Annotated in this window: 26 protein-coding genes and 2 pseudogenes; 15 read left to right on the forward strand and 13 right to left on the reverse strand. The window is 74.5% G+C overall.

Annotated features, from left to right (window positions below; all coding sequences use genetic code 11):
* The first annotated feature begins 32 nt into the window (after positions 1-32).
* The 5 genes from ACZ6CZ_RS13680 to ACZ6CZ_RS13700 all read left to right on the forward strand — a co-directional run bounded on the left by ACZ6CZ_RS13680 (position 33) and on the right by ACZ6CZ_RS13700 (position 5,165).
* Entirely contained in the window at positions 33-998 is a 966-nt protein-coding gene (locus ACZ6CZ_RS13680) for a threonine/serine dehydratase (protein WP_469019234.1), read from the forward strand.
* A 255-nt stretch (positions 999-1,253) separates the two neighbouring features.
* On the forward strand, positions 1,254-2,843 hold the full coding sequence (locus ACZ6CZ_RS13685; protein ID WP_469019237.1) for a protein kinase domain-containing protein: 1,590 nt from the start codon (positions 1,254-1,256) through the stop codon (positions 2,841-2,843).
* 63 nt (positions 2,844-2,906) lie between these two features.
* Positions 2,907-3,878: an LLM class F420-dependent oxidoreductase gene (locus ACZ6CZ_RS13690; protein ID WP_469019239.1), complete on the forward strand. Its 972-nt coding sequence runs from the start codon at positions 2,907-2,909 to the stop codon at positions 3,876-3,878.
* A 90-nt stretch (positions 3,879-3,968) separates the two neighbouring features.
* Positions 3,969-4,394, forward strand: coding sequence for an SsgA family sporulation/cell division regulator (locus ACZ6CZ_RS13695; protein WP_469019242.1), 426 nt, complete (start codon positions 3,969-3,971; stop codon positions 4,392-4,394).
* Positions 4,395-4,487: 93 nt separating this feature from the next.
* Positions 4,488-5,165: a DUF2238 domain-containing protein gene (locus ACZ6CZ_RS13700; protein ID WP_469019244.1), complete on the forward strand. Its 678-nt coding sequence runs from the start codon at positions 4,488-4,490 to the stop codon at positions 5,163-5,165.
* On the opposite strand, the gene ACZ6CZ_RS13705 is transcribed toward ACZ6CZ_RS13700, so the two are convergent.
* Positions 5,105-5,650, reverse strand: coding sequence for a DUF6328 family protein (locus tag ACZ6CZ_RS13705; protein WP_469019247.1), 546 nt, complete (start codon positions 5,648-5,650; stop codon positions 5,105-5,107). The two genes, ACZ6CZ_RS13700 and ACZ6CZ_RS13705, sit on opposite strands and share 61 nt — an antisense overlap.
* A gap of 89 nt (positions 5,651-5,739) precedes the next feature.
* Positions 5,740-6,723 (reverse strand): aldo/keto reductase, encoded by a 984-nt coding sequence (locus tag ACZ6CZ_RS13710; protein ID WP_469019251.1) that lies wholly within the window; start codon positions 6,721-6,723, stop codon positions 5,740-5,742.
* A gap of 158 nt (positions 6,724-6,881) precedes the next feature.
* On the opposite strand from ACZ6CZ_RS13710, the gene ACZ6CZ_RS13715 reads away from it, so the two are divergent.
* A complete protein-coding gene (locus tag ACZ6CZ_RS13715; protein ID WP_469019254.1) occupies positions 6,882-8,588 on the forward strand; it encodes a cholesterol oxidase substrate-binding domain-containing protein in 1,707 nt (568 codons plus the stop codon).
* Positions 8,589-8,597: 9 nt separating this feature from the next.
* Here ACZ6CZ_RS13715 and ACZ6CZ_RS13720 read toward each other — a convergent pair whose 3' ends face one another.
* The 3 genes from ACZ6CZ_RS13720 to ACZ6CZ_RS13730 form a co-directional block, all read right to left on the reverse strand.
* Positions 8,598-9,197, reverse strand: a complete 600-nt coding sequence (locus ACZ6CZ_RS13720) for a TetR/AcrR family transcriptional regulator (protein WP_469019257.1) — start codon at positions 9,195-9,197, stop codon at positions 8,598-8,600.
* Positions 9,194-10,681 carry an MFS transporter gene (locus ACZ6CZ_RS13725; RefSeq protein WP_469019259.1) on the reverse strand — a complete coding sequence of 496 codons (1,488 nt, stop codon included), beginning with the start codon at positions 10,679-10,681 and terminating at the stop codon, positions 9,194-9,196. The genes ACZ6CZ_RS13720 and ACZ6CZ_RS13725 overlap by 4 nt, the downstream gene beginning before the upstream one ends.
* Positions 10,682-10,848: 167 nt before the next feature.
* Positions 10,849-12,057 (reverse strand): FAD-dependent monooxygenase, encoded by a 1,209-nt coding sequence (locus ACZ6CZ_RS13730; protein ID WP_469019261.1) that lies wholly within the window; start codon positions 12,055-12,057, stop codon positions 10,849-10,851.
* 346 nt (positions 12,058-12,403) lie between these two features.
* Between ACZ6CZ_RS13730 and melC1 the strand changes: the two genes are divergently transcribed.
* Both melC1 and melC2 read left to right on the forward strand, forming a co-directional pair.
* A complete protein-coding gene (gene melC1 / locus ACZ6CZ_RS13735; protein WP_469019264.1) occupies positions 12,404-12,799 on the forward strand; it encodes an apotyrosinase chaperone MelC1 in 396 nt (131 codons plus the stop codon).
* Between the two features lie 34 nt (positions 12,800-12,833).
* On the forward strand, positions 12,834-13,661 hold the full coding sequence (gene melC2 / locus ACZ6CZ_RS13740) for a tyrosinase MelC2 (protein ID WP_469019266.1): 828 nt from the start codon (positions 12,834-12,836) through the stop codon (positions 13,659-13,661).
* A 10-nt stretch (positions 13,662-13,671) separates the two neighbouring features.
* On the opposite strand, the gene ACZ6CZ_RS13745 is transcribed toward melC2, so the two are convergent.
* A complete protein-coding gene (locus ACZ6CZ_RS13745; protein ID WP_469019269.1) occupies positions 13,672-14,370 on the reverse strand; it encodes a ribonuclease H family protein in 699 nt (232 codons plus the stop codon).
* Between the two features lie 382 nt (positions 14,371-14,752).
* Here ACZ6CZ_RS13745 and ACZ6CZ_RS13750 point away from each other — a divergent pair.
* Together ACZ6CZ_RS13750 and ACZ6CZ_RS13755 are read left to right on the forward strand one after the other, a co-directional pair.
* A pseudogene (locus tag ACZ6CZ_RS13750) lies at positions 14,753-15,481 on the forward strand (cyclic nucleotide-binding domain-containing protein); the annotation flags it as partial.
* Positions 15,477-15,773 (forward strand): annotated as a pseudogene (locus ACZ6CZ_RS13755) (SAM-dependent methyltransferase); the annotation flags it as partial. The pseudogenes ACZ6CZ_RS13750 and ACZ6CZ_RS13755, both read left to right, overlap by 5 nt.
* Before the next feature lie 86 nt (positions 15,774-15,859).
* Here ACZ6CZ_RS13755 and ACZ6CZ_RS13760 read toward each other — a convergent pair.
* The 3 genes from ACZ6CZ_RS13760 to ACZ6CZ_RS13770 all read right to left on the reverse strand — a co-directional run bounded on the left by ACZ6CZ_RS13760 (position 15,860) and on the right by ACZ6CZ_RS13770 (position 17,468).
* Complete coding sequence (locus ACZ6CZ_RS13760; protein WP_469019272.1) at positions 15,860-16,342, reverse strand: VOC family protein; 483 nt, start codon at positions 16,340-16,342, stop codon at positions 15,860-15,862.
* 96 nt (positions 16,343-16,438) lie between these two features.
* Positions 16,439-16,822, reverse strand: coding sequence for a helix-turn-helix domain-containing protein (locus ACZ6CZ_RS13765; protein ID WP_469020482.1), 384 nt, complete (start codon positions 16,820-16,822; stop codon positions 16,439-16,441).
* A 181-nt stretch (positions 16,823-17,003) separates the two neighbouring features.
* Positions 17,004-17,468 carry an ATP-binding protein gene (locus ACZ6CZ_RS13770; protein WP_469019275.1) on the reverse strand — a complete coding sequence of 155 codons (465 nt, stop codon included), beginning with the start codon at positions 17,466-17,468 and terminating at the stop codon, positions 17,004-17,006.
* Between the two features lie 196 nt (positions 17,469-17,664).
* On the opposite strand from ACZ6CZ_RS13770, the gene ACZ6CZ_RS13775 reads away from it, so the two are divergent.
* The 3 genes from ACZ6CZ_RS13775 to ACZ6CZ_RS13785 are packed head-to-tail and all read left to right on the forward strand — an operon-like array spanning position 17,665 to position 18,838.
* The gene (locus ACZ6CZ_RS13775; RefSeq protein WP_469019277.1) at positions 17,665-17,808 is read left to right on the forward strand and encodes a hypothetical protein; all 144 of its coding nucleotides are present in this window, start codon (positions 17,665-17,667) and stop codon (positions 17,806-17,808) included.
* Positions 17,808-18,428 carry a PRC-barrel domain-containing protein gene (locus ACZ6CZ_RS13780; RefSeq protein ID WP_469019279.1) on the forward strand — a complete coding sequence of 207 codons (621 nt, stop codon included), beginning with the start codon at positions 17,808-17,810 and terminating at the stop codon, positions 18,426-18,428. Before ACZ6CZ_RS13775 ends, ACZ6CZ_RS13780 begins: the two co-directional genes overlap by 1 nt.
* On the forward strand, positions 18,428-18,838 hold the full coding sequence (locus ACZ6CZ_RS13785; RefSeq protein ID WP_469020486.1) for a PRC-barrel domain-containing protein: 411 nt from the start codon (positions 18,428-18,430) through the stop codon (positions 18,836-18,838). The genes ACZ6CZ_RS13780 and ACZ6CZ_RS13785 overlap by 1 nt, the downstream gene beginning before the upstream one ends.
* Positions 18,839-18,886: 48 nt before the next feature.
* Here the strand turns inward: ACZ6CZ_RS13785 and ACZ6CZ_RS13790 are convergent, their stop codons facing one another.
* Positions 18,887-20,347 (reverse strand): DUF6777 domain-containing protein, encoded by a 1,461-nt coding sequence (locus tag ACZ6CZ_RS13790; protein WP_469019282.1) that lies wholly within the window; start codon positions 20,345-20,347, stop codon positions 18,887-18,889.
* 223 nt (positions 20,348-20,570) lie between these two features.
* On the opposite strand from ACZ6CZ_RS13790, the gene ACZ6CZ_RS13795 reads away from it, so the two are divergent.
* Positions 20,571-21,896 (forward strand): streptophobe family protein, encoded by a 1,326-nt coding sequence (locus ACZ6CZ_RS13795; RefSeq protein ID WP_469019285.1) that lies wholly within the window; start codon positions 20,571-20,573, stop codon positions 21,894-21,896.
* Between the two features lie 2 nt (positions 21,897-21,898).
* Here ACZ6CZ_RS13795 and ACZ6CZ_RS13800 read toward each other — a convergent pair whose 3' ends face one another.
* The 3 genes from ACZ6CZ_RS13800 to ACZ6CZ_RS13810 all read right to left on the reverse strand — a co-directional run bounded on the left by ACZ6CZ_RS13800 (position 21,899) and on the right by ACZ6CZ_RS13810 (position 25,317).
* Positions 21,899-22,474, reverse strand: coding sequence for a hypothetical protein (locus ACZ6CZ_RS13800; protein ID WP_469019288.1), 576 nt, complete (start codon positions 22,472-22,474; stop codon positions 21,899-21,901).
* A 10-nt stretch (positions 22,475-22,484) separates the two neighbouring features.
* The gene (locus ACZ6CZ_RS13805; protein WP_469019291.1) at positions 22,485-24,824 is read right to left on the reverse strand and encodes an ABC transporter ATP-binding protein/permease; all 2,340 of its coding nucleotides are present in this window, start codon (positions 24,822-24,824) and stop codon (positions 22,485-22,487) included.
* Positions 24,825-24,906: 82 nt separating this feature from the next.
* Entirely contained in the window at positions 24,907-25,317 is a 411-nt protein-coding gene (locus tag ACZ6CZ_RS13810; protein ID WP_469020489.1) for a hypothetical protein, read from the reverse strand.
* A 310-nt stretch (positions 25,318-25,627) separates the two neighbouring features.
* Between ACZ6CZ_RS13810 and ACZ6CZ_RS13815 the strand changes: the two genes are divergently transcribed.
* On the forward strand, positions 25,628-26,011 hold the full coding sequence (locus ACZ6CZ_RS13815; protein ID WP_469019296.1) for a nuclear transport factor 2 family protein: 384 nt from the start codon (positions 25,628-25,630) through the stop codon (positions 26,009-26,011).
* Positions 26,012-26,293 lie beyond the last annotated feature (282 nt).

The following is a 26,293-nucleotide window of genomic DNA, read 5'->3' on the forward strand; positions in this document are numbered from 1 at the left end:
AGCCCATCCCCGCGCCGGAAGGGTGGACCGCCTTGATCGGCATCTCGGACATCGAAGCCGCCGCGCAGCTCATCGCCGGGCACGTGGTACGGACCCCGACCGTGCCCAGTCCGGGCCTGTCCGCACTGCTCGGCGTCCCGGTCACCACCAAGCTGGAACTGCTCCAGCGCACGGGCTCGTTCAAGGCGCGCGGGGCGGCGGCCCGGCTGCTGTCGCTGACCGAGGCCGAGCGGGCGGCGGGAGTGGTGGCGGTCAGCGGCGGCAACCACGGCATCGCCCTGGCCGTGATGGCCGCGGCCCTGGACGTGAAGGCCACGGTGATCATGCCGCGCACGGCGCCGGCGCGCTCGATCGCACTCGTCGAGGAGAGCGGGGCCACGATACGGCTGACCGACGGCATGGACACCGCGTTCCAGCTGGTGAACAGCTGCCGGGACGAGGGGCTGACGCTGGTCCACCCCTTCGACGACCCGGTGGTGATCGCCGCTCAGGGCACGGTGGGCCTGGAGTTCGCCGAGGACGCCGACGCCGACGCGCTGACGGACGTGATCGTCAGCATCGGCGGCGGGGGCCTGATCGCCGGTGTGGCGGCGGCGCTGCGCGCCAGGCGGCCGGACGTGCGGGTGTGGGGTGTGGAGACGGCGGGCGCCGAGGCCATGTCCGGGGCGCTGGCGGCGGGCGGGCCGCTGCCGGTCGCGCTGTCGTCGATCGTGACGACGCTCAGCGCGCCGTCGGTGTCCCGGCTGACCTACGACCACGTGGCCGAGCTGGTCACGGAGGTCCTGGTGGTCCCGGACGAGGAGGCGGTGCGCGGCTGCCTGGAGCTGGCCGAGCACGCCAAGGTGTGGACGGAGCCCGCCGCGGGCTGTCTGCTGCCGGCGGCCCGGCGGATCCGGGAGCGGGTCGGCGACGGCGCGCGGCTGGGGCTGGTGGTGTGCGGGGGCAACGCGACACCCGCCGACGTCCTCGGCTGGGCGCGGCGGTTCGCCCTGCTGTGACGCCCGGCCTGCGGCGCTCACGGGGAGCGGACGGGCGTTCCCCCGCGCCCCCGCGCCGCCATGCCTCGTATCCGACGGCCTACCGTCGGTAACCCGCAGGTGGAGGCCCGCCGTTGGTCGCTCTCCGCACGCCGGGGCGCCGTATTGGGAGGTGAAAAGAAAGGCGGAAAGCGCTCCCCGGTCGCCCATCCTTTGAGACGCCGGGCCCTTCCCCGCGTACCTCTGGGCACGACGAGGCAGGGGTTTCAGCGAGGGATGACGATGGCCGACGCGCACGTCTTCGCACCACAGGTGATCGCCGAGCGGTACCGGCTCCTGGAGGTGGTGGACCGCGAGACGAACCGGGTGCGCTGGTCCGCCGAGGACGTCGCGGCGGCGCGGCCCCGCCTGGTGACGCGGACCGCGCTCCCGGCGGGGCCCGACGAGGAGACCGCGCGCCGCACCACCGCGCGCATCCTGCGCACCTCCGAGACGATGGCCCTGCTGCGCCCCGGCCGGGTGGCCGCGGTCGTCGACGCCGTCGAGGAGCCGGGGACGCTGTGGACGGTCACCGAGTGGATCGACGGCACACCGCTGGGCGAACTCCTCGCCCAAGAGGGGCCGTTGCACTACGTACGGGCCGCGCGGATCGGCCTCGACGTGCTCGACGTGCTCCAGGCCGCGCACGACGAGGGCATCACCCACGGCGAACTCAGCCCCAACCAGGTCTTCGTGCGCGACGGAGGCCCGGCCGTACTGACCGGCTTCGGCCTGGCGGGCACGACCCTGGCCCCCCGGATCACCGCACCGGCGTACGCCTCCCCCGAGCAGGCCCGCGACGAACGCGTCGGCCCGGCCGCCGACCTGTGGGCGCTGGGCGCGATCCTGTACACCCTGGTCGAGGGCCGGGCGCCGTACCGCGACCGGGGCCGCCCGGAGGCCACCCTGAAGGGCGTGGACCGGCTGCCGCTGCGCACGCCCGCGCACGCGGGTCCGCTCGCCCAAGTGGTGCAGGGGCTGCTGCGCAAGGACTCCCGGGAGCGGCTGACCCGGCCCGTGGTCCGCGCGGCCCTGCTCCGCATCCTCAGCGAGGAGTCCGACGCCGACCGGCAGCCCGCCCCGAGCCCGCGGCTGCGCCGCGCCTTCGCCGGGGTCGGGCAGCCGGGCGCGGGCCGGCGCCGCGGGCCCGCGGTGGCAGGCACCGTGCTGGCGGTCGCCACGGTCGCGGTGGCCGTCCTCGCCGCCACCCACCAGTTGCCCGGCACCACCACCGCGGCGCCGCCGACCGCCACCGCGGACCGCCGCGGCCCCACCGGCGCGGTCGCCTCACGCACGCCGCCGTCCCCCTCCCCCTCCCCCTCAGCGACGACCGCCCCCGCGTCCACGCCCAGGGCCGCCGCGCTGCCGGCCGGCTACCGCCGCTACACCGCGCCGGAGGGCTTCCGGGTCGCGCTGCCCGCCGCGTGGCGGCGGCTGGCCACCTCACGGGTGCCGGACGCCTACCGGGTCACCTTCGGAACCGGCGGGAACTCCCCCACCCTGGCCGTCACCTACAGCGAGCGGGTCGGCCCGGACCCGGCCGCCGTCTGGCGCGACGACGTCGAGCCGGGGCTGCGGCAGACCGGCGGCTACCGGCGCCTGGGCGCCGTGCGGGCCACCACCTACCGGGGCCGCAGCGCCGCCGACATGGAGTGGCTCTCCGGCACCGGCGCCGGCCGCACGCACACCTTCGGGCGAGGCTTCCTGCTCGGCGGCCGGCGCGGGTTCTCCCTGCGGTTCACCACCCCGGCGGCGGAGTGGGACACGGCCGCCGACCGGCTGGCGCTGACGACGTTCCTGACGACGTTCCGGGAACCCGTCCACTGAGCCAGGCGGCTGCCCCACGGACGCGGGTCGTTAGGAGTCCGCGATCGCGGGGACTCTCCGGCTATGGTGCAAATCGGATACACGATGATGACCGAGCAGGCCGGCCCCCGTGACCTGGTGGACCACCTGGTGCAGGCCGAGGAGGCGGGCTTCGACTTCTCGGTGATCTCCGACCACTACTTCCCCTGGCTGCGCTCGCAGGGCCACGCCCCGTACGCGTGGAGCGTGCTGGGCGCCGCCGCCCAGGCCACCTCGCGCATCCCGCTGATGACGTACGTGACGTGCCCGACCTTCCGCTACCACCCGGCCGTGGTGGCGCAGAAGGCGGCGACCGTGCAGCTGCTGTCCGAGGGCCGCTTCCGGCTCGGGCTGGGATCGGGCGAGAACCTCAACGAGCACGTGGTGGGCGGCGGATGGCCGCCGGTGGACGTGCGGCACGAGATGCTCGAAGAGGCGGTGGAGATCATCCGCGCGCTGTTCGAGGGTGGTCACGTCACGCATCACGGCACCCACTACGACGTGGAGTCGGCCCGGTTGTGGGACCTGCCCGAGCAGGCGCCGCCGATCGGTGTCGCGGTCTCCGGCGAGCAGTCGTGCAAGCTGGCCGGTCATCTCGCCGACCTGGTGATCGCCACCGAGCCGAAGGCGGGCCTGCTGGAGGCCTTCGACCGGCACGGCGGCACCGGCAAGCCCCGGGTGGGCCAGCTGCCGGTGTGCTACGACCCCGACCGGGAGACCGCGGTCAAGCGCGCCCACTCCCAGTTCCGCTGGTTCGGGCTCGGCTGGAAGGTGAACGCCGAACTGCCGCACCCGGACTCCTTCGAGGCCGCGACCCAGTTCGTCACCCCGGACGACGTGGCCGGGTCCATCCCGTGCGGCGACGACCCCGAGGACTTCGTGGAGGCGGTACGGCCGTACGCCGAGGCCGGGTTCACCGAGGTCGCGCTGGTGCAGATCGGCGGCGAGTCGCAGCCGGCGTTCCTGGACTGGGCGCAGAAGACGCTGCTGCCCGCGCTGCGGGACGCCCTGGGCTGACGTTTTCACGGGAATCATCCGCTCGGGTGAGCATCATGCGCTCAGGCGGGGTAATAGAGGGCTCTACGTCGATTTCCCGGAGGCCCTCGCGTGAACCGCTTCGTGCACAAGAGCCTGGTGGTGCAGCTGCAGGCGGGGGGCACCGGCCGGTGTCCCGTGCTCGCCCACCTGAGCTACGACGCCGACGACCCGTTCGCCGTCACCGCCGTGTTCGGTCACGACGGGCACGTGCTCGCGCAGTGGCGGCTGGACCGGGAGATGCTGCACGACGGGCTGAGCAAGGCGGTCGGCGTCGGGGACGTGCGGCTGCGGCCGGTGTCCACGGGGATGTGGCGCGAGCTGCGGATGGAGTTCCTCGGCGACACCCGCGCCGACGGCACCCGGCACCACGCCGTGGTGTTCGCCTGGGCGCCCGCGGTGGCCGCCTTCCTGCGGGACACCCATCAGGTGGTGGCCCCGGGCAGCGAGGAGGTCCGCGTCGACGACCTGCTGGCGGAGATCCTCTCCGCGGGCTGAGCCGGCTCCCCCCGCGGGCCTGAGTAGCCGTACTCATGCCGGCCCGCTCCCACTCGGTCACTCTGGGACTCCCGACGACAAGGAGCCCCGGCCATGACCGCTGTGCAGAGCGCCCCGCACCCCACCGCGCACCGCATCCCGCCCGCCGTGCTCGCCGGGGCGGTGACCGCCGCCCTCGCCCTGTCGGCGTGGGGCGCCCGTGACCGCACCACCTGGTTCCTGGAGACCGTGTGGGTGTTCGCCGGGCTGCCGCTGGTGATCCTGACCTGGCGGCGCTTCCCGCTGACCGGGCTGCTGTCCGGGCTGCTCGCCGTGCACGCGCTGGTCCTGATGGTCGGCGGCCACTACACCTACGCACAGGTGCCGCTCGGCGACTGGGTCCGCGACACCTTCGGCCTCGACCGCAATCCGTACGACAGGTTCGGCCACCTCATGCAGGGCTTCGTGCCGGCGGTGCTGGTGCGGGAACTGCTCAGCCGCACCTCACCGCTGCGCGGCAGCCGCTGGCTCGCTCCGCTGACCGTGTGCGCCTGCCTCGCCTTCAGCGCCTGCTTCGAGCTGCTGGAGTGGCTGGCCGCCGAGATCGGCGGGCACGGCGCCGACGCCTTCCTCGCCACCCAGGGCGACGTCTGGGACACCCAGTGGGACATGTTCTGCGCCCTGATCGGGGCCGTCGTGTCGGTGCTGCTGCTGAGCGGGGCGCACGACCGTCAGCTGGCGGCGCTGAAGGGCGGCTCGTCGTCGCGTCCGTCGGCGTCCCGGGACGTGTGACGCGTACGCGCCCAGATCGGCAGGACGTACCAGCACACCAGGTACCAGAGCACGACCGCGCCGACCAGCCAGGGCACGTAGCCGTCGTGGGTGGCGACCCGCAGGATCAGCAGCAGGGAGGAGGTCATGGTGGCGAGCAGCAGGATCAGGCCGACGAACGTCAGCCGGGACGCCAGCCGCACCGCCTGGGGCTTGACCCGGCGGCCCGCGACGAGGCGGTGCAGGGAGACGGGGCCGATGAGGGCGCCGGTCGCGCACGCGCCGAGTATGACGGTGACGATGTAGATAATTTGATCGACGTGGGCCAGCGTGGCGTACTTCGGGGTGAAGACGACCGTCAGCAGGAAGCCGAAGAGAATCTGGACGCCCGTCTGCGCGACCCGGACCTCCTGGATGAGTTCGCCCCACTTGCGGTCGGCACGCTCCTCCTCTGTCTCGTTCCGCCCCGTGCGCCGGCCGTCCCGCCGTCCCTCCTGCTGCTTCATGCGCTGCGGGTTACCCGGAGATCGTTCCCTCAAACAGCCGAAGCGGCCCGGAGCAGCGACGATGCCGCCGTCCCGGGCCGCGGCGGGGGCTACCAGCGGTGCTCTACGTGGTCCTTGATCCGGCGCTCGTACAGCTCCCGGATCGCGGTGACCGTCTCCTCGGGCAGCGGGGGCAGCTTGGCGGCGGCCGCGTTGGCCCGGGCCTGCTCGGGGTTGCGGGCGCCCGGGATCACGGTGGTCACACCGGGCTGCTCGATGATCCAGCGCAGCGCCAGCTGGGCCGGGGTGTACCCCTCGGGGGCGAGCGCGGCGAACTCGGCGGCCGCCTCGACGCCCGTGCCGTAGTCCACGCCGGAGAAGGTCTCGCCCTGGTCGAAGGCCTCGCCGTGCCGGTTGTACGTGCGGTGGTCGTCGGCGGCGAACACCGTGTCGCGGGTGTACTTGCCCGACAGCAGCCCGGAGGCCAGCGGCACGCGCGCGATGATGCCGACGCCCGCCTCCCGCGCGGCCGGGAGCACCTCGCGCAGGGGCTTCATGCGGAACGGGTTGAGGATGATCTGCACGCTCGCCACGTTCGGCCGGGCGATCGCGGCCAGCGCCTCGGCGCAGGTCTCCACGCTGACCCCGTACGCGGCGACGCGCTCCTCCTCGACCAGGGTGTCGAGGGCGTCGAACACCTCGTCGCAGGAGTACACCGGCGTCGGCGGGCAGTGCAGCTGCACCAGGTCGACGCGGTCCACGCCCAGGTTGCGGCGGGAGCGGTCGTTCCAGGCCCGGAAGTTGTCCAGGACGTAGTTCTGCGGGATCTGCCCGACCCGGCGCCCCATCTTGGTCGCCACCAGCACGTGCAGGTCGGGCCGGCCGCTGAGGAACGCGGCGATGGTCTGCTCGCTGCGCCCGTCGCCGTACACGTCCGCCGTGTCGAAGAAGGTCACTCCGGACTCGGCGGCCGTCTCCAGTACGCGGAGGGCCTCCTTGTCGTCCACCTCGCCCCAGTCGGCGCCCAGCTGCCACGTGCCGAGGCCGACGACCGACGTCCACTGCCCCGACCTGCCGATTACGCGTTCGTCCATGGCGTCAGTCTGTCATCCGGGACGCGCGGGCGGGGAGCGGGCCGCTTCCCGGGCCGACACACCATCGACGCGTTTTTCACCCGCACGAGTGAATGTGTTCGACGGAAAACCGTCCGCCGCCACCGGCCGCCTAGCGTGACCGGGTGACTGATGGTTCATTGAGCAACGATTCGCCCTGGAGCCGCCGGGGCTTCCTGCGCACCGCCGCCGCGCTGGCCGCCGTGCCCGTGCTGGTGGCGGCCGACCCGGCCGCCGCCGCGGCCGCGCTGCCCGGCTTCCCGGCCGGTGTGGCGCTGTGCCGTTCGGCGTACCGCAACTGGGTCGGCGAGATCACCGCCGACGGGCTGTGGGCCTGTACGCCGACCGGCCCCGACCAGGTGCTCGCCGTCATCGACTGGGCGTGGCGCAACGGCTGGCGGGTGCGGGCGCGGGGCTGCTCGCACGGCTGGTCGCCGCTGACCGTCACCGACGGGACGCCGGCCGACGCGCGCGTGCTGCTGGTCGACACCACCACGCACCTGACCGGACTGGCGCTGGAGTCCGCCACCTCCGTGCGGGCCGGCGCCGGAGTCACCATGGAGGCGCTGCTGGCCTTCCTGGAGGAGCACGGCCTCGGCGTGACCGCGGCGCCCGCGCCCGGCGACCTGACGCTCGGCGGCGCCCTGGCCGTCGACGCGCACGGCACCGCCGTAGCGGCCGCCGGTGAGACCCGGGCGCCGGGGCACACCTACGGCTCGCTGAGCAACCGCGTGCTGTCGCTGACGGCGGTGGTGTGGGACGCGGACAGCGGTGACGGCGGCGCCTACGTGCTGCGCACCTTCCACCGCGACGAGGCCGACAGCGCCGCGCTCCTGGCCCACCTGGGCCGCGCCCTCGTCACCGAGGTCGTGCTGCGCGTGGGCGCCGACAGCAACCTGCGCTGCGTCAGCCGGACCGACATCCCGGCCACCGAGCTGTTCGCGGCGCCGGGCTCCGGGGGACGGACGCTGGAGACGTTCCTCGCGCGCTCCGGGCGGGTGGAGGCGATCTGGTTCGCCTTCACCGAGTTCCCGTGGCTGAAGGAGTGGAGCGTCGCCCCGGACCGGCCGCCGACGTCGCGGCACGTCACCTCGCCCTACAACTACCCGTTCTCGGACAGCATCCCGGCCCCGGTCGCGGACCTGGTGGGCCGGATGACGTCGGGCGCCGCCTGGTACCTGGCGCCGGCGCTCGGCACGGCCCAGCTGGAGGCCGCCACGCTCGGTCTCGTGGCGACGCTCTCCGCCGACCTGTGGGGGCCGTCGAAGAACACGCTGCTGTACATCAGGCCGACCACGCTGCGGGTGTCCGCCAACGGGTACGCGGTGCTGACCACCCGGGACCGGGTGCAGCGGGTGGTGCACGAGTTCACGGCCTTCTACCACGAGCGCCTGGCCGCCTACGCGGCGCTGGGCCGCTTCCCGGTCAACGGCTCGGTGGAGATCCGGGTGACCGGGCTCGACGACCCGGCCCACTGCGGCGTGGCCGGCGCCACCGCTCCCGCGCTCTCCGCGCTGCGCCCGGACGAGGACGCCCCTGCCTGGGACACCGCGGTGTGGCTGGACGTGCTCAGCCTGCCCGACACCCCGCACGCCGAGGAGTTCCTGCGCGAACTGGAGCGGTTCCTGCTGGACACCTACGACGGCGGGTACGGCCGGACCCGCGTGGAGTGGTCCAAGGGCTGGGCGTACACCCGGGACGCGGTGTGGAGCGACGAGGAGGTGCTGTCCACCGCGGTACCCGCCTCGCTGGGCACCGGGGTGTGGCAGCAGGCGGTCGCCACGCTGGACCGGCTGGACCCGCACCGGGTGTTCGGCAACGGCTTCCTCGACCGCCTCCTGCGCTGACCGCGCGGGTCAGGCCCAGGGCGGTGTCAGCTGGGCCTGCACGAGGGGGCCGTAGCGGTCGGTGATGGCGTCGATGTCGGTGGCCCGCAGGTGCGGGCCGCGCGCGATGCCGTACATGACGCCCAGGCCCAGGAGCGCGGCGACGGCGAGTTCGGCGCGGACACCCGCGTCGGGGCCGGACAGGCGGCCGGCGAGCCGTCCGGTCACCTGGGCGCGGAAGTTGGCGCGCAGGACCTCGCCGTGGTCACCGTGCAGCGGGGCGAACACGATGCGCAGCAACGGGTCGGCGCCCCGCTCGCGCTGGCTGGCCAGCACGTGGCGGACCATGTGCCGGCCGAGGTCCGCCGGCGGCGCGTCCAGCAGGTCGGCCGCGTCGGCGTCGAAGGACATGACCCGGGCGAAAAGGGCGTCACGGTTCCCGAAGTACTTGAGCACCAGCGGCGGGCTGACCCCGGCCCGTTCGGCGACCGCCTTCAGCGTGATGTCGGCGTGGGCGTGCCGGGCGAGGAGGTACCGGGCCGCCTTGAGAATCGCGGCCTTGGTGGCCTCGGCGTCCCGCCGGGCGGGGGCGGGTGTCCGGGGGTCGGGTGGAGTGCTCACGGCACTCATGCTCCCTCCATCGCCTCGTCCCGGGCGCCCCGGGTGGCCCGCCGGAACCGCCCGGTGCCCGGGGACGGCTCGTCCCCGGGGATGGACAGGGCGGCCGCGCAGGCCGCCAGCGCGACGGCGCCCGCCATGGCGAACGCCAGCAGGTATCCGTGCAGCGTGGGCACCGGGAGGCGCCCGACGAGACTGCTGTGGTGGACGAGGACCGCGGCGACGGCGGCGCTGGAGGTGGCCTGGCCGATGGTGCGCATCAGGACGTTGACGCCGTTGGCGGAGGCCGTCTGCCCGGCCGGCACCGCACGCAGGATCAGGGTGGGCAGCGCCGAGTAGGCGAGGGTGGTGCCGGTGGCCACCACCGTGGCGCCCAGGATGATCATCCACAGGTCGCGGCTGTCGGCGATGCGCACCGCGTACCCGCAGGCGATGACGGCCGCGCCGAGGGCGAGGGTGATCCGGGGGCCGCGGGTGGCGGAGATGCGCGCCGAGACGGGCGACAGCAGCAACATGGTGACGCCGCCGGGCAGCAGGCACAGGCCGGTGGCGACGATGGACAGCCCGAGGCCGTAGCCGGTGGCCTCGGGCGCCTGCACCAGCTGGGCGGTGACCAGCGAGTTGGCGTAGAAGGCGAACCCGGTCAGCAGGGCGGCGACGTGCGAGAGGCCCACCCGGGGACGGGTGACCAGCCGCAGGTCGACCAGCGGGCGCTCGGCGCGCAGCTGCTGGCGGCACCACAGCGCCAGCACGGCCGCGGCGGCCCCGAACAGGGACAGGACGGCGGGGCTCGCCCACCCCCACTGCCCGCCCTGGGACACCGCGAGCAGCAGGCTGATCAGCCCGGCAGCGAGCCCCAGCGCGCCGAGGACGTCGAAGCGCCCCGGCTCGCGCACCGGTGACTCCTTCACCGCCCACCACACCGCGCTCACGCCGAGCGCGCCGAGGGCGCTGGTGAGCCAGAACATGGTGTGCCAGTCGGCGTACTGCACCACCAGCGCGGCCAGCGGCAGGCCGAGCGCGGCGCCGATGCCGACGGTGGAGCTCATCAGGGCCACCGCCGATCCCCGCCGCTCGGGGGGCAGTTCGTCCCGCAGGATGCTGATGGACAGCGGGACGACGGAGGCGGCGGCGCCCTGCAGGGCGCGGGCGGCGATGAGGACGCGGATGTCGGAGGACAGCGCGCACATCACCGAGCCCACGGTCATCAGGGCGAGCGCCGCCGTCAGCACCCGGCGCTTGCCGTACATGTCACCGGCGCGGCCGAGCACGGGGGTGAGGACCGCGCCGGCCAGCAGGGTGGCGGTGACGGTCCAGGAGACGGCGGCGGGTGAGGCGCCGGTCAGCCGGGGCAGGTCCGGCAGCAGCGGTACGACGACGGTCTGCATGACGGCCATCAGGATGCCGCCCGACGCCAGCACCGGGATGGTCATCCGGTCCCGCAGCGGGACCGGGCCGGTGGCGGGCGGCCGGGGTATCGGGACGGGCTGCTCCATCGGCACTCCAGAGGGCGCTGCGGTGGGAAGGCGCTGCGGCGGGAACACGTGAATCGCAATTCACCTTACCGGGTGAATTGAAATTCATCTACCGCTCGCCCTGCCCTGCACCCGCCGCTCGTCCAGCCCTCGCCCACCGCTCCCCCGGCCCACACCGGCGGCCCGGCTCACCTGCCGGCGGAGCGTGCGTGCAGGGCCCGGGCCGCGCGGGGCCCGAGCCACCGCTTGAACCTGCGCAGGGCCTCCAGCCGCCCGGCGGCCTTGTCGAGCCCGTAGTACAGCTGCGGCGGCACGTACGGCAGCAGGGGGGAATGGCGCTGGCCGAGCAGGGCGAACATGCGGTGCGGGGGCAGGTGGATGTAGCGGGGCAGGTTCTCGTACCACTGGGCGCTGTAGCGGGCCGCGCTCTGCACCGACAGCAGCTCGGAGCGGCGCCGGCGTTCGTAGGCGGCCAGCGCCTCGGGCACGGTGCCGTGCTCGCGCAGGCTGCCGGCGAGGCAGATCGCGTCCTCCAGGGCGAGGGTGGTGCCCGCGCCGATGGAGTAGTGGGTGGTGTGGGCGGCGTCGCCCAGGAGGACCAGTTTGCCGTGGTGCCAGGTGCGGTTGGTGAGGGTGCGGAAGTTCAGCCAGCCCGCGCCGCCGTCCGCGGAGGGGCGGCCGGTCAGGGGGTGGCCGTCGAGGACGTCGGCGAAGATCTCCTCCAGCAGGGCCAGGCCGTCGGCCGCGCCGGCGCGGTCCAGGCCGAGGCCGGTGAAGGTCTGCGGGGAGCACTCGACGACGCAGGTGCTGTGGCCGGCGCTGTAGCCGTAGCCGTAGCACCAGATCCAGCCGTGCGCGGTCTCGACGAAGGCGAAGGTGAAGGCGTCGAAGACCTTGGTGGTGCCGAGCCAGAGGTAGTGGTTGCGGCCGGTGTGGACGCGGGTGCCGAAGTGGTCGGCGTGGCGGGTGCGCAGCGCGCTGTGCACGCCGTCGGCCGCGACGACCAGGTCGGCGCCGTCGGGCACGGCGGTGATCTCGTCCTCGTACCGCAGCCGCACGCCCAGTGACCGGGCCCGGGACGCGAGGAGGTCGAGCAGGCGGTGGCGGCCGATGCCGAAGCCCTCGTCGCCGCTGTGCCGGGTGGTCAGGTCGCCGACGCGGGCGACGCCGTCGCTCCAGCGGACCGAGTACTCCTCGACGGCGCGCGCCGACGCGACGTCGTGCGCTTGGAGCTTGTCGAGCAGCCCGCGCCAGTAGGTCACGCCCCAGCCGTAGGTCGAGCCCTCGGGGCCCCGTTCGTGGACGGTGATGTCGTGGGACGGGTTCTGCCGCTTGAGCAGGATGGCGAGGTACAGGCCCGCGGGCCCGCCTCCGACACAGACGACCTTCACGCGCACACCCCTGATAGTCACTGAACGTGGCCGATTGGCACCGCAGGGTAGCAGCACCGGGCGCGGGCGCCGGGGGTCGCGGATCGCGTCAGTCTGCGGCGGTGAGCCACGCCACCCGGACGGCGGCCCGCCGCGAAAGATCACCGGAAACCCGCCCGCGACGGCACGGAACGACCCGTTCCGGGGGCCGGCGGACCGGCCGGGCAGCAAGATCATCCTGGTTCAACACTCAAGGACGTAACGGTACTTGTCCGGATCGCGGCCAACCGGCCGGGCGCGATTGCGGCCGCCCGGGACCGGGCCGGTAGGCATACGGGGTCATCGTCCGCACGACCCCGCGAGGAGCACCCGCATGCCCGAACCGTCCCGCCCGCCCGCGCTCACCCGCCGCCGCGCGCTCACCGCCGCGGCCGCCGTCGCAGCCGCGGCGGCCGGAGCCCAGTCACTGGCCGCGCCGCGAGCGGCGGCCGCCGGGCATCACCCCGACGCCCCGGCCTCCTTCGACGAGGTCTACCGGGGCCGCCGGATACAGGGCCGCCCGGCGGGCGCGGGCGGTCACCACCACGTACCCGGCGCCGGGTACGCCGTGTTCCTCGACGGGGTGGAACTGCACGTGATGCGCAACGCCGACGGCAGCTGGATCAGCGTCGTCAGCCACTACGACCCGGTGCCCACGCCGCGCGCCGCCGCCCGCGCCGCGGTGGACGAACTCCAGGGCGCCGCGCTGCTGCCCTTCCCCGCCAACTGACCGCCCCCGCACGGACCTCCGGAGCACCTCGCACATGACCGTACGCAAGAACCAGGCCGCCCTGACCACCGACGAGAAGCGGCGGTTCGTCGCCGCCGTCCTCGAACTCAAGCGCGGCGGGCGCTACGACGAGTTCGTGCGCACCCACAACGCCTTCATCATGGCGGACACCGACACCGGCGAGCGCACCGGTCACCGCTCGCCGTCCTTCCTGCCCTGGCACCGCAGGTTCCTGCTGGACTTCGAGCAGGCGCTGCAGTCGGTGGACCCCTCGGTCGCGCTGCCCTACTGGGACTGGAGCACCGACCGCACGGTGCGCGCCTCGCTGTGGGCGCCGGACTTCCTCGGCGGCACCGGGCGCGGCACGGACGGCAGGGTGATGGACGGCCCGTTCGCCGCCGCCACCGGGAACTGGCCGCTGGCGGTGCGCGTGGACGGCCGTACGTTCCTGCGCCGCTCGCTGGGCACCGGGGTGCGCGAGCTGCCGACGCGGGCGGAGGTGGAGTCGGTGCTGGCGATGCCGGTGTACGACATGGCGCCCTTCAACAGCGCCTCCGACGGCTTCCGCAACCACCTGGAGGGCTGGCGCGGGGTCAACCTGCACAACCGGGTCCACGTGTGGGTCGGCGGCACCATGGCCACCGGGGTCTCCCCCAACGACCCGGTGTTCTGGCTCCACCACGCCTTCATAGACAAGCTGTGGGCCGAGTGGCGGCGCCGGCACCCGGACGCCGGTTACGTCCCGGCCGGCGGGACGCCGGACGTGGTGGACCTCGAGGAGACGATGAAGCCGTGGAACACCGTGCGACCGGCGGACCTGCTGGACCACACGGGGTTCTACACGTTCGACACCGACGCCTGAACGGCAGCCGTCAGGGCGTCTCGGCCGCGCGGCACTCCGGGTGGCCCCAGCCCTGGGCATTCTTGGCGATGGGCTCGCCCGCCGCGTAGGAGCGGCCGCACAGGCAGCGGCCGGGGAACTTCGCCTTGATCGTGCGGGCGGAGGCCGCGCCGCCGCCGGTCCGCCGGGGCGTCTTGCGGCGCGGGGCCGCGGCGGCGGGGGTGTCGGGCGACGCGGGCGGCTCCGGGGAGCCCAGGGCGCTGCCCGCCGCCTCCTGGACGGTCGCCGCCTGGCTGGCCGCGCGGTCGGCGAAGTCGTTCAGCGGGTCGCCGTCGACCTGGTGGGCGGGGACGTAGCGGAACTCCACGGAGCGGCCGTCGAGCAGCTGGTCGATGCGGACCACCAGGTCCTGGTTGGCGACCGGCTTGCCGGCGGCCGTCTTCCAGCCGTTGCGCTTCCAGCCGGGCAGCCAGGTGGTGACGGCCTTCATGGCGTACTGGGAGTCCATCCGGATCTCCAGCGGCACCTCCGGGCCGACGGCCGACAGCAGCCGCTCCAGAGCGGTCAGTTCGGCCACGTTGTTGGTCGCCCGGCCCAGCGGTCCGGCCTCCCATCGGGCCGCCGTCCGCGCGTCGTCCGAGACCACCCACGCCCAGGCCGCCGGTCCGGGGTTTCCCTTCGAAGCCCCGTCGCACGCGGCCACCACACGTTCACCCATGCAGCCGATCATGCCACGGCCGCGACGGGCTCCGCCCCGCGGACGCGCTGCGGCCGGACAGGTGTGCGTGCCGTCCGGCGCACGGGTGAGGACGGCGGCCCGGCGGCGGGCATGGGGCACCCCGGAAGACCGGTACCGAGGGCGTCCGCGCAGGTCGGCGGTGGTGCGCCGAGTCCATCCGTGATCGCCGCCTGGGCGCGGAGGCGGCACACCGGCGCGTGATCACTCACGCGTCCGCCCCGCGCCCCGTCCGGCACGTTCACGCCACCGAAGATCAAATCCGCCCCGTTCGCGCCGTACCGCCGGTCACCGGCGGCCTGTTCGGCTGGTTGCTGCGCACCGCCACCTCGCACCCCACCGACCGATCCGGCCACCCCCGTTCACTGGAGGGAATGTGTCCACACCGGACAGCGCCACCGGTCCCGCCGCCGACCACCGCGCACCCGTTCTGCCCGCCGGTGCGCCCGCCGGCGGGCAGGCGACCAGTCTGAGCACCCGGGCGGCACGCCGGCTCGCCACGACCACCAAGTCCGAACCGCAGATGCGGGGCATCAGCCCGCGGTGGCTGCTGAGGTCACTGCCGTGGGTGGACGTCAAGGGCGGCACCTACCGGGTCAACCGCCGCCTCCAGCTGCGGACCGGGCACGGCCGGGTGCAGTTCGAGCACCACGGCGCCGACGACATCCGGGTGATCCCCCGGACGCTGACCGAACTGCCCGTCCTGCGCGGCTACACCGACACCGAGGTGCTGCGGGAGATCGCCGCCCGCTTCCGCCCCCGCGAGGTGCGTGCCGGGCAGGCGCTGGCCGAGGCGGGCCGGCCGATCACGGAGGTGTACCTCGTCGTGCACGGCCGCTTCGCCCGCCGCGCGGCCGGGGCCTACGGCGAGGAGCAGGTCGTCGGGCTCGTCACCGGCGGCGACCCGGTGGGCGACGAGGCGATCGGCCGGTCCGACCCGCTCTGGCCGGCCTCCGTGCGGGCCGAGACGGCCGGGGTGGTCCTCGCGCTGTCCCGGGACGCCCTGACGGGGATCACCGGACGGGCGCCCTCCCTCGCCGCCCACCTGCGGGCCGGTGCGGAGCGCCGGCGCCGGCCGGTGAACCGCGCGGGCGAGGCGACGGTACTTGGTGATCACCGGCTGCTACAACGACACCTACGGGCAGGCCTCGCGGGAGGTGTCGCTGATCAACGCGCACTACATCTGCGACATCCATCCGCGGTCGGCCTACTTCAGGGCCATGACCCGCAACCGCCTGGTACCGGTCCACGTGCAGGACCTGACGGAGGCCACGATCCCCTACTGGGAGCTGCGCAAGCAGGCCGACCACCTGGTCACCGGCATCGAGGACACCTTCCTGTCGGCGTACCGCAACGGCAGCTTCCAGTACCTGCTGATCGTGGCCGACCGGGTCTGAGCACCCGGCCGGACAGCACGGGGCGCACCGGCGGGCGCCGACCCGCCGGTGCGCCCGCGGCACTCCCCCGGGGGTGGCCGCGCTCCCTATGGGGCGTCGTAGGCCCGCTGGAGCGCGGCGACGTCGAGCTTGCCCATCGGCATCATGGCGGCCATGGTCCGCGCCGCCCGCTGCGGGTCCGGGTCGCTGATCAGCTCGGGCAACCGGTCCCACACGACCTGCCAGGACAGGCCGTACTTGTCCTTGAGCCAGCCGCAGGAGCTGCCCTCGCCGCCGTCCTCGGTCAGCCTGGCCCAGTAGTGGTCGATCTCCTGCTGGTCGGCGCAGAGGATCTGGAACGAGACGGCCTCGGTGAAGGTGAACTGCGGGCCGCCGTTGAGGGCGAGGAACTTCTGTCCGTTGGCGGTGAACTCCACGGTCAGCACGGAACCGGCCGGACGCGGGCCGCCTTCGGTGTAGCGGCTGATCCGGCCGATGCCGGAGTTCTTGAAGACCGACACGTAGAAATGAGCGGCCTCCTCGGCCTGCTCGTCGAACCAGAGACACGTGGTGAATCCGTCGGCGGTCATGAGCACCTCCTGGGCGTGGAACGCGGTCACCGGTGTCGACCGGCCCGCGCCCGGAAACTCATCGGTGCGGGCCGTCCTCTCCGCCCGGTCGGCCGATCAGGCGGCCAGCGCGAGACCGGTGTACGACGAGGCCGCGGTGTCGCGGCTGCCGGGGTGCCGCCGGCCCAGCTCGCCTCGCACGCGCACCAGCAGGTCGCCCAGGCCCAGACCCAGGGCGCCGGCGGCCGCCGCCAGGACCTCCGAGGAGGCCTCCTTGCGGCCCCGCTCGACCTCCGAGAGGTAGGGCAGGGAGATCCGGGCCGCGTCGGCGACGTCCTTGAGGGTCCGCTCCTGTGCCTGCCGCTCCCGCCGCAGCACGTCGCCGACCAGGTCGCGCCAGAGGGGCTCCCGGGCCGCGCGCGCCGGGGTCGTGGCCGGGGCACCGGGGCGGGCGGCCGGCGGGCGCAGCGGGAGGACACGCGCCGACGGCGCGTCCCTCAACGCTTCTTCCGGCGTCCCGTCCGGCGCTTCGTCCGGCGCTTCGATCGCTGTGTGGTGCGGCGGTGGATTCGTCACCGTCACAGCCTAGGAGCCCGCCCGGCGAGGGCAAGGGACCGGAATTGCGCTCTCGGTGAAGCCGGTGGGACGGCGGAAACGGGGCAGGAGGGCATCGGCGGGACGTTCAGCGGGACGCGGAGGGCGTCAGCGGGACGCGGGCGCAGACGCGTTTGCCGACGGGGACCCGTTCGACGGTGATCTCCTCGACCAGGGCGTGCACGATCTCCAGGCCGTGCCGGCCGACGCGCTGGGGATCACGGGCGAAGCGCCGGGGCAGGGTGGCGCTGCTGTCGTAGACGCACACCGTCACCGCGCGGTCGGTGCCCTCCAGCTCCAGGATGTACGGGCCGCTGCTGTGCCGGTCGGCGTTGGTGACCAGCTCGCTGACCACCAGGAGCAGGTCGCCGTCGGTGCGCGGCTCGATGCGGGCGCACCACTCGGTCCGGAGCTGCTGCAGGAACTGGGCCGCGAAGCGCCGGGCGTCGGCGATGCAGCCGGGTTCACCGGTGAAGTGCGCCGCACGCCGCAGTGGCTCCACGGGGACGTCGAAACCAGTCGGTATCACTGCCCCGCCCAGGTGATCGTTCATACGTTTCTCTCTCGGAAGCCGGCCGGCCGGTCGCTGTCGCACCGGTCCTCGTACCCCGGGTACGGCCGGGCAGTCCCCCGCGCGTGTTCGCCCAGCGCGCACAACCGCGCGGGGTGACATCCTCCGGGCGGTCGGGGGAACACGCGGGACGTGGGCCCGGCCGACGGCGGCCGGTCCGGGTGTCCGGAGGTGGACGGTGGTCTGGTGGGTATGGCTGGTCCTGGTGGTGGCGGCGGTGGCCGTCGTGGCCGGGGCGGTGCTGGCGGTCCAGGCCCGGCGGCGGTCCGGGACGGTCATCGCCGTGCGGCGCGGCGGGCGCCACGGCGGGCGGAGCGCGTGATGGCCGGGCCGGCGACGGAGCTGATCGAGGCGCGGAGCCTGACGACCCTGCCGGTGGTGACCCTGGCGGGCGACGCGGTCGCGCAGATCAAGGACACGGTGTTCGACGCCCCGGCGGGCCGGATCACGGGGTTCACGCTCAGCGGCCGCGGCCTGCTCGCGGGACCGCTGAAGCAGAGCCTGCCGTGGGCGTCGGTGCACTCCCTGGGACAGCACGCGGTGATGATCCGCGATGCGCGGGACCTCGCCGAGCCGGGTGCGGTGGTCGACCGCAAGGAGGCCGCGCGGGGCCAGGTGCTCGGCGCCAAGGTGCTCACGGACGCGGGCACGGAGGTCGGCACGGTGCTGGACGTGGTGGTGGAGGCCGGCGCCGGCGGGCGGGTCGTCGGCTTCCGGATCGCGGCGACCAAGGAGCTGACGGCCGCGTCGGCGCGCCGCAGGCGCAAGGTGTACGTGCCCCGGGGCGAGACCCTGGCCGTGTCCGGCCAGGCCCTGGTGATCCCGGCGGACGCGGCGCTGTACGTCGCCGAGGACCTGCCGACCTTCGTCGGTCAGGTGGGGGCGTTCCACGCGCGGGGCGAGGCCCCGCTGCCGCACTCGCCGAAGGAGATGCCGTCGTGATGCTGTACTCGCAGGTGCGCGGCCTGCCCGTGGTGACCGTCAGCGAGGCGAACGAGATCGGCAGGGTGACCTCCCTGGCCGTCGACGCCGTCTCGGGCACCGTCACGCACGTGCGGGTCGGTCACGGCCGCAAGGAGACCGTGCTGCCGTGGGCGGCGCTCCAGGCGGTCGGCCCGGACGCGGTCCTGGTCCGCCCCCATCACGAGCCCGCGGACGCGGCACCGGTACCGCACGAGATGCTGCGGCGCCGGGTGCTGACGGAGACCGGTGACGAGCGCGGCACGGTCCAGGACGTGGCGTTCGACCCGGAGAGCGGCCGCGTGGACGCGGTCCTCACCGCGCTGGGCACGATCCCGGCCGGCGGTCTGCTGGGCCTGGGCGACTACGCCCTGGTCGTCCGCGCCGGCTGACCCGGCCGGCACGGACCCAGAGGCCCGGGAGACCTCGGGCTGCGGACGTCAGGGGGACGTGCCGCCTCCCGAGTCCTGGGACGGTCCGGACACCGGTGGCGGCTGCTCGGAGGACGGCGGGGGCTCGTCAGGCCGCTCGGACTCGCCCGACGACGAGGACCCCGGGAGGCTGCTGGGCGGGGACTCGTCGGTCGCCGTACCGGAGGTCTCCGTGCCGGGGGGTGTCCGGGGCGCCGGCGGCCGGGAGGTGCCGGTGGCCGGGGAGTCGGAGGCCGGGGTGTCCGACGACGAGGAGTCCGACGACTCGGACGACGGCTTCGAGGGCGGTTTCGACGACGGCTGCGAGGACGACCCCGGCGGTTTCGAGGAGGGCGGCGACGACGGCGACGACGCTCCCCCGGACGTCGCCGGGCAGTCGGACGATCCCGGTCCGCCGGGTGAGGCGCAGTCAGCGGCCGGTGGCTTCGGCGGGTTCGACGGGTCGACCGGATGCTCCGGCGGTGCCGTCTTCTCGTCGTGGCGTCCGGTGTCGCCCCGCTGCCGGTGGAACCAGTCGTGGTGGCGGGGGTCGTAGAGCACGAAGACGTCGACGACCCGCGGGGCCGGTGTGACCACCACGACGTTGGAGGGCCGGTACGACGGCCAGGAGTCCCCGACCGGCCTCGGCGTGGTCCGGATGGCCACCGGGGAGGTCAGCGGGTTGCCGCAGGCGCAGCGCACCCGGGGCACGCCGTGGCCGTCGATGAGGACGGCGGTGCCCGCCTGGAGTACCGCCTGGTAGCTGGTGGCGGCCCCGTCGCGGTAGCCGTGGTTGGTGACCCGGGTGTCCGCGCGCAGCTGGACGGGGGTCAGCGAGCGCAGGTAGGCGGGAACGCCGCCCGGCTCCACCCCGGCCACCGAGGCGAACGCGCGGTTCTTGGCCGGGGTGGCCCGCAGGCTCTTGATCTGGGCCTCGACGTCGCAGGTGGACACCTTGGGGGTGCCGCCGTAGAGGCCGGGCGCGTCGCCGTCGACCCCGCGGACCTCGTTGGACGGTGCGGCGGAGGTGGACGGGGCGGTGGAGGTGGACGGGGCGGTGGAGCCCTGCGGGAGCGCACTCTCCTTCGCCGTGGACCGCGTGTAGGGGTCCGGGCCGGTCTGACCGGCCGACTGAAGGAACACCTCGCCGCCCTTGGCCGCCGAGCCGCCGCCCGAGCGGGTGAACACCAGTGCCAGGACCACGGCCGCGACCACCACCGCGGTGAGGGCGGCCACGCGCGGTGCGGATCTCCACCACGGCGGACGCGGCCGGCCGGGGGAAGGACCCTCGCCCGGGTCCGGGCCGCCGCCGGAACCCGGGCCGCCGGAACCACCACCGGAGCCGCCACCGGGAACCGAGCCGGGGCCGGAACCCGCGCCGGAGCCGTCTCGGGGTGGCCGCGCCGGTGGCGGACCGGTGGGCGGTAGACCCGCCAGCGGTCCGGAGGGCGGTCCCGTGGGGCGGCCGGAAGACGGTGGTTGGACGCTCACGAGCTTCTTCTTCCGTAGCGGCAGGTGATGGTGGTGCCTGTGCCGGTTCCCTGCCCCCGAGCCCATTGTGTGCGCTGTCACCAGGGGCCCCGCAAGCGGACTTCCGGAAGCCGGCCCGGGAGCGCCCCGCAGGGCGCTCGGGCGGGTGCGGGCGGGTGCCGGACGGGTGCGGACGGCCCAGCCCGGCAAGCGGGTTCGGCAGCCCGTGCCTAGCCTGACCAGGGTGAGTCCCGCCACCGCGTCCGTCCGGCCCGGCGCCCGCCACGGCTGGCCGCGGGCGCCGGTCGTGGTGCTGGCCGCGCTGGCGGCCATGGCCGTGGACGCCGCGCTCGGGCTGTGGGCGGCGGGGGCGGCGGACCTGCCCGACGGCGCTTTCCCGCGCGTGGTGGCGGCGACCGTGGTGCTGGCCGTCGGCGGCACCGTCGAGCTGTCGGGCGACGCCGGCGCGCTCGCCGAGAGCCATGCCGGACTGGTCGTCATGCCGCTGTCGGTGACGCTGACCGGGGCCCTGGTGACGGGTGCCGGGTTCCTGCGCCCGCTGCGGCACCGGGCGGTCGCCGGGGCCGGTGAGCTGGCGGGCTGGGCCGCCCGGATCGCGGTGCTGTGGCTGCTCGCGCTGACCGGCCTGGCGCTCTGCGCGCGGCAGTCCTTCGCCGTGGACGTCGGCGACGGCACGCTCAGCGACCTGGCCGGCCTGCTGGGCACCGCGCCGCGGGTCGGGTTCACCACGGACGTGCCGCTGACCCTGCTCGCCGGGCTGCTGTGGCTGGCGGGCGTCCTGCTGCTGACGTTGCTGGCGGCACGCGGGGCCCCGCTCCCGGCGCGGCTGCTGCGCCTGCACCGGACGGTCCGCCCGGTGGCGCACGCGATGATCGTCCTCCTGCTCGCCTGGGTCGTGCTGGGTGTCCTCGCCGCCCTGGCGGTGGCGGTGGTGCGCGGTCACGCGGCCCAGGTCGGGGCGACCGTCCTGCTGGGTCTGCCCAACGTGGCCTGGCCGGCCTTCACGGTGGGGCTGGGGGCCACCTGGGACGGCCGGGTGGACGGCCCGTTCGGGCTGCCGATGCCGACGGTGCTGAACGCCGTGCTGCGCACCCCGGACCTCGCGGCGGTGAACCTGCGCACGCTGGGCGCGCACGACGGCCGGGTGTGGTGGCTGCCGGCCGTGGCCGCCGTCCTGCTGCTCGCCGCCGCCTTCCTGGTGGCGCTGCGCTCACCGCCCGGCGTCCGCGCCCGGCGGCACGCGCTGCGCCTGGCCGTGGCGCTGGCCCTGACGGTGCTCGTGATCTGCCTGGTGGGCCGGGTCTCCGCGCACTACGGGCTGTCCCTGCTCGGCCTCGGCGACCTGGGCGGGAACCTCTCCGGCGAGGTGCTGCTGCGGCCCCGGCCGTGGTCGGCGGTGGCCCTGGGCGCGCTGTGGGGCCTGGTCGCCGGGTTCCTCGGCGCCACGCTCGCCGGACCGGCCTGCCGGCGGCGCGATCTCCGGGCACGGCGGTCGGACGGGAGCGGCCGGGAAGGGCGCGCGGAACGCCGTCCGGGTCGGCCGGGGTAGACCTAGCGTTCGCCCTCGGAGGTGACGACCCGGGTCGGGGCGTGCCCGTGGTCCTCCCGGGCCGGGGTGCGTCCCTGGGGCTCGGTCTCGGGCTGCGCCCGGTCGGTGGCGAAGGTGGCGAGCCGGCGCCCGTCGCCGTACAGCCAGCGGCCCTCACCGGGGTCGTACAGCCACACGGACTCACCGTCCACGACGACGCCGATCCGCAGGCCGTACGTGCGGCCGCGGAAGGACTCGCCGTCCAGGTCGCCGGCCACCAGTTCCTCGACCGCCGCCCGGTAGTGCGCCAGGGCCTGTCCGGCGCGCTCCAGCAGGGGCCGCGGGTCGTCGGCCGCGTCACCGGGCGGGTCGTCGGCGAGGGGCGGGTCCTGGGGTACGGCGACCAGGTGGCGGCCGTCCACCCAGGCGGTCCAGCCGTTGGCGCAGCGGATGTGCGCCCAGTCGCCCTGCCGCCGGACGAGCTGGACCGGCAGCAGCGCGTCGAGGGGGACGGTCGGCCGGGCGGGGTCCGGGGCCTCCCAGGCGGGCATGCCGCGCGGGGGCACGACGTGGGTCGGGCGGAACGCGGGGGCCGTCATCGCACCCGCCTCACGTCCGCATCACGACGGGCTCGTGCCGGCGCAGCAGCCGGGCCACCAGGAAGCCGCAGCCGGCCGACAGCACCAGCAGCATGCCCATGTCCAGCAGCCACACCCCGGCCGTGTGGCGGTACAGGGGGTCGCCGGTCAGCTCACCGGGGACGATCCGGGCCACGTCGATGGTGCTCGCCATGGCGCCCAGGGCCCAGCGGGAGGGCACCAGCCAGGCCACCTGCTCCAGTCCGGGCACGCCGTGCAGGGGCAGCAGGGCACCGCAGAGGACGACCTGGACGATGGCCAGCAGCACCAGCAGCGGCATCGTGACCTCTTCCTTGCGCACCAGCGCCGAGACCAGCAGGCCGAGCATCATCGCCGTGAAGGACAGCAGGGCGACGGCGAGCGTGATCTCGGCCAGCGGCGGCAGCAGCACGCCGTGCCCGCCGGGGGCGCCGAGGCCGACACCGAGCAGGGCCACCAGGGTGAGCACCACGGCCTGGGCCACGGTGACGGCGCCGAGGACGACGACCTTGGACATCAGGTACGCCGATCTGGACAGGCCGACCGCCCGTTCGCGCTGGTAGATCACCCGTTCCTTGACCAGTTCGCGCACCGCGTTGGCCGCTCCGGTGAGCACGCCGCCCACGCACAGGATGATCAGCGTGTTCATCGCCGTCTCCCGCGTCAGCGTGCCGCCCGCCAGGGCCCGCGCCATCGCGCCCATGACGAACGGCAGCGCGACCATGACGGCCAGGAAGGTGCGGTCGGCGCTGAGCGCGGACGCGTAGCGGCGGACCAGGGTGCTCAGCTGGGCGCCCCAGCCGCGGGGGCGGGGCGGGGGCGCCACGGCGACGGGCCGGGCGCCGGTCAGGTGGGGCTGGGCGCCGGCCTCGACGACGTACCGGCGGTGCGAGGACGACTGCCGGTACTCCCCCGCCCAGTCCCGCTCCTGGTCGCGCTCGAAGGCCTCGAAGGCCTCCGGCCACTGCTCGAAGCCGAAGAAGGCGAGGGCGTCGCCGGGCGGCCCGTAGTAGGCGGTCCTGCCGCCCGGGGCGAGCACCAGCAGCCGGTCGCAGACGTCGAGGCTGAGGACGCTGTGGGTGACGACGATGACGGTGCGGCCGTCGTCCGCGAGGCCGCGCAGCATGTGCATCACGGAGCGGTCCATGCCGGGGTCGAGTCCGGAGGTCGGCTCGTCGAGGAAGAGCAGGGACGGCTTGGTCAGCAGTTCCAGGGCCACGCTGACTCGCTTGCGCTGCCCGCCGGAGAGGCTGTGCACGGGCTGCCCGGCGCGCTGCCCGAGGCCGAGTTCCCCGATCACCTCGTCCACCCGGGCCCGCCGTTCCGCCTTGCCGGTGTCCTGCGGGAAGCGCAGCTCGGCGGCGTAGGACAGGGCGGCGCGCACGGTGAGCTGGGCGTGCAGGATGTCGTCCTGCGGGACCAGGCCGATGCGCTGACGCAGTTCGGCGTAGTCGTGGTAGAGGTCGCGGCCGTCGTACAGGACGGTGCCGAGGTCGGCGGGGCGCTGCCCGGTCAGGGCGTTCAGCAGGGTGGACTTGCCCGCGCCGCTCGGTCCGACCACCGCCAGCAGGCACTTCTCGCCCACCGGGAAGGAGACGTGGTCGAGGAGCACCTTGCGGCCGCGGTCGACGGCGACGGTGAGGTCCTCCACGTCCAGGGAGACCTCGCCGGTGTCGACGTACTCCTGCAGTGAGCCGCCGGCCAGGCAGAACGCGGAGTGCCCGATGCCGACGATGTCGCCGGGGCGGACCGGGGCGCGGCCGACGGGGCTGCCGTCGAGGTAGGTGCCGTTGTGGCTGCCGAGGTCGACGATCTCGTACGTGCCGTCGGGCCGGGCGTGCAGCTCGGCGTGGTAGCGGGAGACGATCAGGTCGTCGACGACGATGTCGTTGTCGGGGGCCCGGCCGATGCGCAGCTCACGGGCGGGCAGCGGCCGTACCGTGCTGGGCCGGCGGAAGGTGCCGGTCAGGGCGGGTGCGGCGACGGCGGAGGGGCGGTCCCGGGCGGGCGGGGGACGGTCGGTGAGGACGGCGCGCGGTCCGTCGGCGGGACTGGCGAGGCGGATCTCGCTGCCGGGGCCGACGTCCCGTTCACGGACGCGGCGGCCGTCGGCGTAGGTGCCGTTGGTGCTGCCTTCGTCCTCCAGCGTCCAGTGGCCGTCCTCGCAGCGGAGCACCGCGTGGTGCCAGGAGACCCGGGCGTCGTCCAGGACGATCTCGCTCAACGGGTCGCGGCCCAGACGGTAGTCGTGGCCCGGGCTCATCACCAGGGAGCCGGCGTCGGTCTCCAGCACGAGTTCGGGTGCCGTCGGGGCGGCCGGTCGCTCCGCCATACCCCGGATTCTACCGATTGGTCACGAAGGGCGCCGTCCCACCGACCGGCGGGGGACGGTGGCCGGCGGCCGCTGTCACGTGTCAGGCGACGGGAACGATCAGCGCAGGCAGGGTGCGCTGCATGCGCAGGGCGTCGACGGACTCGGCGAGCAGTTCGTACTCGGTGGTCTCGTCGCTGGCGGCGATCCGCACCAGCCGTCCGCCGGCCAGTTCCTCGGCGACCAGTTCCTGCCGGTCGGTGTCGGCGCACCAGGCGCGCAGCAGCACCGGCACGTCGGTCACCGTCTCCGCGACCGGGACGAGGGCGCCCGGCGGGAAGGCGGGGTCGGAGGGCAGCGGGTCGAGCCGTTCGGCGATCCAGGACGCCCGGTCCCGCAGCCACCACAGGGCCAGCGCCAGGGTGGGCGCGCGATAGGTGCCGAGCGGTACGCCGATACGGCGCCCGCCGCATATTCCGTACGCCGTGACATGGCACAGGAATTCGTCGTGCACGATCACTCCCCCGTCGCTCGCCGGTGTGCCGGCCGGATCTCGCATTCCGTACGGCTCCTGTGCGGTGAAGTGCCCCTGGCGTTTGAGTATCTTCACTCCCGAAACACTGTCACCACGACTTTCCGGCCAGTCTCCTGGCATATTCCGCGCACGCGTTGGCCGAAATGCGCCGGGTGCGCCGCCCATTGCCATTACCCGAGGGGTAATCGATCTCCCCGCACTTCCCGGGCATGGTGGTGCCACCGGATCGACGCAGGCGGAGATCCGGCACCGACCAGCGGTTACGACCCTCAACGGAGGCTGATTCACCATGTCCGTGCACACCGACCGCCACGAGAACGCCGTCGCCCGCTACTTCGAGGCCTGGAACGCCACCGACCCGCGGACCCGGGCCGAGGCGGTCGCCGCGGCGTGGGCCGCCGACGGCGCCTACACCGACCCGCTGGCCGACGTCCGCGGGCACGAGCAGATCGCGGCCGTGATCGCGGCGGCGCACGAGCAGTTCCCGGGGTTCGCCTTCCGCCCGCTCGGCGCGGTGGACGGGCACCACGACACCGCCCGCTTCTCCTGGGAGCTGGTGAACGAGGCGGACGGCTCGGCGCCGGTGGCCGGGTCCGACGTGATCACGCTGGACGGCGAGGGACGGATCCGGGCCGTCCTCGGCTTCCTGGACCGGGTCCCGGCCGGCGCCTGACCGGCGGCCAAGGCCGAATAGGGTCGATGATCCGCGGAGTCACGGCCGGTGATCCGGAAAGCCGGTGACAGCGGTGAGGTGACAGCGGTGAAAGGAGTGAAAGGGATGCCGAAAGCCGGCGTGACGGCCGAGGGGAAGGCCGCGGTGCGGACCGCGAGGACCGCGGCGAGGGTGATTGTGAAAGTGATGTGAAACCGCAAAGAAGCGGTGTCACGACGCACGTGGAATTCACCGCGATTTCACGGCGGCCGCCGGAAAGGCGGCCGGAGGTGGTGTATCGCG

Source organism: Streptomyces sp. NPDC041135, assembly GCF_055592085.1.